Genomic DNA, 5,461 nt, shown 5'->3' with positions numbered 1-5,461 from the left:
GCTCCACGCGCCAGCTCGAACAGGCCATCAGGCACTACATCAAGATCAACAACAGCGACCCCAAGCCGTTCGTCTGGTCCAAGACTGCCGATGACATCCTTGCGAGCGTCGAGAGATTTTGTTTGCGAACTTCTAACTCACGACACTAGCGGCTCTTGGTGCATGAAAGGCGGCGCGGGCAGTTCCATGCACCATTGAACGTCGGCGAAGTTTCGATGAAGCACGTGCGGCTGGCGTTCGCCCGTTCCGTCATCGCTATGGCCGTTGGCGCCGGCCGAAATTTTGACCCACCGGCCCTGCCGCACGCTGCCCTGGCCTCCGGTGCAACGCATGATCAGGAACAGGTCGGGAAAGTGGCCGGCGTCCACGCTCACCGGAGCGCCGTAGCGCAGGCGGACCACCGGCTGGCGTGAGGAACCCGTGATGTCGAGCGTGGTGTCGATGCTCCGCGCCCGGGCGCCGAGCTTGAGATGGTGCCGGCAACAGACCTGTCCGACCGTCTCGATCGCCTCGTCGCGGACGCTGACTCGAAAGCCGGGCCGCATGCAGTCTTCGTGCCATCGCATCGGCCGGCGGCAGGGCGAATCCTGTGGCCGCACCTGCGTCGCCGCGATCAGGGAGAACCCGATTCAGCCCGCTGCGCATTGCGGACAGCGGTGCGCACACCGGATAGCGGCATCCGATCCCAGCTTCAAGAATGCCCCCACCCCGACCCCTCCGGCGCCGGGCTCTTCCACCACCGATCACCTAGGACATCGCCATGGGCAACGAAACCATCACGGACCCTCGACTCGACAGCCACTACGGCCCCTTCATCGGCGGCGCCTTCAGGCCGTCGAACGGCCCGACCTTTGTCGCGACCAATGCGGCCACCGGGGCCCACCTGGCATCCATCGCGCGCTGCGGCGCGGCGCAGATCGATGAGGCGGTCAAGGCTGCGCGGCGGGCGCTGCCGGGCTGGCGCGCTACCTCTTACGAAGAGCGCTCCACGATGCTGCTGAAGCTGGCCGATGCGCTGGCCGCGGACATGCCACGGATGGCCCTGATCGATGCGCTGGACATCGGTCGCCGGCTGTCGGAGACGACCCTCGACCACATGATCGCCAACGCGCAGTACCGCTACTTCGCCGGCGCCGTGCTGACGCACGAAGGCTTCGGCCGGCCGATTCCCAACGGCTACATGATCGCCAAGCGCGAGCCGGTCGGCGTCTGCGGCCAGATCATTCCGTGGAACGTTCCGGCCATCATGGTGGCCTTCAAGCTGGCGCCGGCGCTGGCCGCGGGCAACACCGTGGTGCTGAAGCCCGACGAGAACGCCTCGCTCTCGACGCTCGAGCTGGCCAAGCACATCGCGGCCATCTTTCCGCCCGGCGTGGTCAACATCGTGCCCGGGATGGGCGACGAGGCCGGCGCCGCCCTGACCGCCCATCCGGGCGTCAACAAGCTCGCCTTCACCGGCAGCAGCGAGGTCGGCCGGTTGGTGTCGGTGGCCGGTGCCCAGCGGCTGGTGCCGGTGTCGCTGGAGCTGGGCGGAAAGAGTCCGAACATCGTCTTTCCCGACATCGAGAGCATCGAGGCGGTGGTCGACAACGCGGTGTTCGCCGCCATGTACTGCAACGGCCAGTCCTGCCTGGCGGGCACGCGACTGTTCGTGCACGACGCGATCTACGACCGCTTCCTGGAGCAACTGGCCGAAGCAACGCGGAGGCTCAAGGTCGGCGGCCCGCTCGACGACTCGGCCAAGCTCAGCGGACTGGTTTCGGAAACGCAGGGCCGGCGGGTGCTCAACTACATCGACATCGCCAAGGACGAAGGCGCCCGGCTGGTTGCCGGCGGCAAGCGGGTGCCGATCGAGGGCAGCGAGCACGGCTACTTCATCGCGCCGACCGTGTTCGAGGCAAAGAACAGCATGCGCATCGCGCAGGAGGAGGTGTTCGGACCGGTGCTGTCGGTGATCCGCTGGAGCGACCACGAGACCATGCTGCGCGAAGCCAACGACGTGCGCTACGGCCTCGCCGCCGGCCTGTACACCACCAACCTGCGCAACGCCATGGAAACCGCGGACCGTCTCGAGGCGGGGTCGGTGTGGATCAACCACTACTTCAACCTCGCGAGCGGCTCGCCGTTCGGCGGATTCAAGGAGAGCGGCATCGGCAGCGAGTACTGCCGCGAGACGCTCAACATGTACTCGCACCTGAAGGCGATCACCGTGCAGACCCAGGTGAACCCGCCGTGGTTCGTGGGTTGAATCGAGGAGCACGCGCATGAAGAATACGACGCAGGCGCAAGCGCAGGCCGCCGCTCGACTCGACGCGCTCGAAGCGCAACTGATGGTGGGCCGGCTCGACCGCCGCGGCTTCATCCGCATGGCCGGAGCCCTCGGAACCACCGCGCTGACCGCCATGACCCTGGCCGACAAGGCACTGGCCATCGGCGCCAACCAAGCCGAACTGAGGCGCGAGCTCAGGCCGCGCTACGACTACATAGTCTGCGGCTCGGGCTCGTCGGGTTCGGTGGTGGCACGCCGGCTGGCCGAAGACCCGAATGTCCAAGTCTTGCTTCTGGAGGCGGGCGGCGCGGCGGACGCGCCCAGCATCCTGAACCCGGCGGTCTGGTACACGAACATCGGCGGGCCCCTCGACTGGGGCTTCAAGACGGTGCCACGCCCGGCCTTGAACAACCGCTCCATCGCCATGCCGATGGGCAAGGCCATCGGCGGTGGCAGCAGCATCAATGCCACGGTGTGGGCGCGCGGTCACAAGAACGACTACGACCATTGGGCCCGCGAAGCCGGCGACCCGGCCTGGGGCTACCGCCACGTGCTGGAGATCTACAAGCGCATCGAGGACTGGCAGGGCGAACCCGATCCGGAGCGACGCGGCAAGGGTGGCCTGGTCTTCATGCAGCCGGCGCCGGACCCGAGCCCGCTGGCCCCTGCCATGGTCCAGGCCTGCGCCTCGGTGGGTATCCCCGGGTTTGCGGACCACAACGGCGTCATGATGGAAGGACCCGGCGGCGCCGCGGTGGCCAATCTCTGCGTCAAGGATGGCCGGCGCCGGAACGTGCCGTCGCACTACCTGTATCCGATCATGGACCAGGCCAACCTGACCATCCTGACCCAGGCGCTGGTGCATAAGCTCACGCTCGACGGCAAGAAGGTCACTGGCGTCGAGGTCGAGTGGGACGGCCAGGTCCGCAAGATCGGCGCGGCGCGCGAGGTGGTGCTGTCGACCGGCGCCATCAACACGCCGCGGATCCTGATGCTCTCGGGCATCGGCGATGCGGCCGAACTCAAGCGGCTGGGGATTCCGGTGGTGGCGAACCTGCCGGGTGTGGGCCGCAACTTCCAGGACCACACCATGGTCGCGGCCTGCATGTGGGAGCCACCCGAAGGACTGCCGCCGCGCAACAACTCGGCCGAGGCCACCTTCTTCTGGAAGAGCGACCCGAAGCTCGACACGCCCGACCTGCAGCCGTTCCAGATCGAGATCCCGTTCTCCTCCGAGATCACTTCCAAGCGAGCCGTGCCGACCGCGTGGACCATCGGGCCCGGCATCGTGAGGCCCAAGAGCCGGGGACATCTGCGCCTGAAGTCGAGCGACCCACGCGGCGACGTCGAGGTGCACGCCAACGTGCTCGAGCATCCGGACGACATGGCCGCGATGCGCAAGGCCGTGGCGCTGTGCCGCGAGATCGGCAACTCGGCCCCGATGAAGCCTTTCGTGAAGCGCGAAGTCATGCCGGGCCCGATCAAGGGCAAGGAACTCGACAACTTCATCCGCGACGCCGCGGTTTCCTACTTCCACGCGACCTGCACCGCGAAGATGGGCACCGACAAGATGTCGGTCGTGGATGCCAAGCTGCGGGTCTACGGCATCGAGAACCTTCGCATCGCCGACGGCTCGATCATGCCGCGCATCACGACAGGCAACACGATGGCGCCATGCGTGATCATCGGCGAGCGCCTGAGCGAGATTCTGCTGGCCAGATCCTGAGAGAGAAGGCGCGGCCTTCGCTTGCATAGCCCGCGACGTTGATCGTGCCCTGGAGCGCAACAGGGGGCAGAAACCTGGCACCGTGCGAGGTGATTGCCGTCACCTCCTGCTCCTTTACAGGGTCGTCAATACCTGTGGTCAAGCGCCGTCCCGATCCGGCGACGGGCGTTGACCCTCGACAGGCACGCCGGGATGGCTTCTGCCGTACATTTGAATTCCGCTGCGGGGCCCTGCCGCGGCGTCATAGGCCTTGTGAGGGTGTTGTCACGTTGAGGGCTCGCGGTCGCAACATTTGCAGGTGGAGTTGCGATTCAGAAGGCGGCAGACGGATTTGAGTGAGGCCAGTGAAAAGTCGCCAGGCGTCGAAGCGCGCGGCCAATTGCTTGCGATAGAGCGATGGACGCAGCAGATGACGCTTGAGCGCGAAGTGCTGGCGGATCGGACCAAAGCTCGAGAGAAAGGCCTGGGCGCGCTCGGGCCTGCGGAAGCCTCTCATGCGCCGCTCGCGCTCACGGGTGGGCTGATGGCTGTTTTCGGCACGGTTGTTCACGCGGGCGCAGGCCTTGACGAACACATGCCGGACATTCGCCAGCTCCGCGATCTCGGCCTTCGCGGCCGAGTAGCTGCGCAGCTGGTCGGTGACGATCTTGCAAGGAGCCTCTGGGCAAGCGGCGAGCACGCGCTTGAAGAAGCGCTTCGCGGCCGCCTTGTCGCGGCGCTTCTGCATTAAGATGTCGAGCTCCGCGCCATGCTGATCGACGGCGCGCCACAGCGCGTAGGGCTCACCGCGTAGCGTCACGAACATCTCGTCCAGATGCCAGGTCGAGCCCGGCTTGCGACGCGCGGCCTTGGCGCGATGCGCGAAGCTCGCGCCGAACTTGTCGCACCAGCGCCGGATCGTCTCGTAGCTGACGACCACACCACGCTCGAACAGCAGTTCCTCGATGTCGCGCAAACTCAATTGGAATCGAGTACCAGCGCACCGCTTGGCTGATCACCACCGCAGGGAATCGATGACCGTGATACAGCGACCTTTTCTTTTGCATCCAGCAAGCTTACGCTGCCGGCAACGTGACAATGCCATCGGGCGCCTGAAGCGTCCGATGCACGGCTGCAATGGGCCCTGAACGCCATTCAGTGACATTGCGAAGCAGCCGTGCAAATTCGCGGGGTCCTCGTTGTTCGTAACTTCCAACGCTCCGATCGCGGTCGCACACCCTCGTTTCTTTCGATGGTGTTGGTGAAGGTCAAGTTCTGAAGTGGATCGGTCGGTCACGACGAAATGCGGCGATGTCAGCTATGGGCGGCCTCTGTCGTTAGCCCGAAGTTCCTGAAGTCGCCGAGCGAGTTTTCCTTTGCACGACAAGCATTTGGCGTGAGATCGGGGTTCTGGCTGCTGTCTACATCTGGATCTTCTGGATGAGGTTGAGCGCTCTCTGCTGCTTGGCGTTGGGCGTGGTGAGGAC

3 protein-coding genes and 2 pseudogenes are annotated in these 5,461 nt (G+C 65.6%); 3 read left to right on the top strand and 2 right to left on the bottom strand.

Translation table 11 applies throughout. The annotated features are described in order from the left end of the window. A pseudogene (locus AC1DYK_RS35160) lies at window positions 1–149 on the top strand (IS630 family transposase); the annotation flags it as partial. Here AC1DYK_RS35160 and AC1DYK_RS35155 read toward each other — a convergent pair. Continuing rightward, entirely contained in the window at window positions 138–545 is a 408-nt protein-coding gene (locus AC1DYK_RS35155; RefSeq protein ID WP_478170489.1) for an AraC-like ligand-binding domain-containing protein, read from the bottom strand. The pseudogene AC1DYK_RS35160 and the gene AC1DYK_RS35155 overlap by 12 nt on opposite strands. 215 nt (window positions 546–760) lie before the next feature. Here AC1DYK_RS35155 and AC1DYK_RS35150 point away from each other — a divergent pair, with 215 nt between their 5' ends. Next, entirely contained in the window at window positions 761–2,248 is a 1,488-nt protein-coding gene (locus AC1DYK_RS35150; RefSeq protein WP_478170488.1) for an aldehyde dehydrogenase family protein, read from the top strand. A gap of 16 nt (window positions 2,249–2,264) precedes the next feature. Next, entirely contained in the window at window positions 2,265–3,995 is a 1,731-nt protein-coding gene (locus AC1DYK_RS35145) for a GMC family oxidoreductase (protein ID WP_478170487.1), read from the top strand. A gap of 311 nt (window positions 3,996–4,306) precedes the next feature. Here AC1DYK_RS35145 and AC1DYK_RS35140 read toward each other — a convergent pair. Further along, window positions 4,307–5,041 (bottom strand): annotated as a pseudogene (locus AC1DYK_RS35140) (IS6 family transposase). Window positions 5,042–5,461: the final 420 nt, after the last annotated feature.

The sequence above is a fragment of the Variovorax sp. P2_H12 genome (genome assembly GCF_056403395.1).
This window is presented reverse-complemented; position numbering and strand designations above follow the sequence as displayed.

Coding starts and splice junctions, on each gene's coding strand:
- AC1DYK_RS35155 (WP_478170489.1), bottom strand. CDS start 545: ATGCGGCCCGGCTTTCGAGTCAGCGTCCGCGACGAGGCGATCGAGACG.
- AC1DYK_RS35150 (WP_478170488.1), top strand. CDS start 761: ATGGGCAACGAAACCATCACGGACCCTCGACTCGACAGCCACTACGGC.
- AC1DYK_RS35145 (WP_478170487.1), top strand. CDS start 2,265: ATGAAGAATACGACGCAGGCGCAAGCGCAGGCCGCCGCTCGACTCGAC.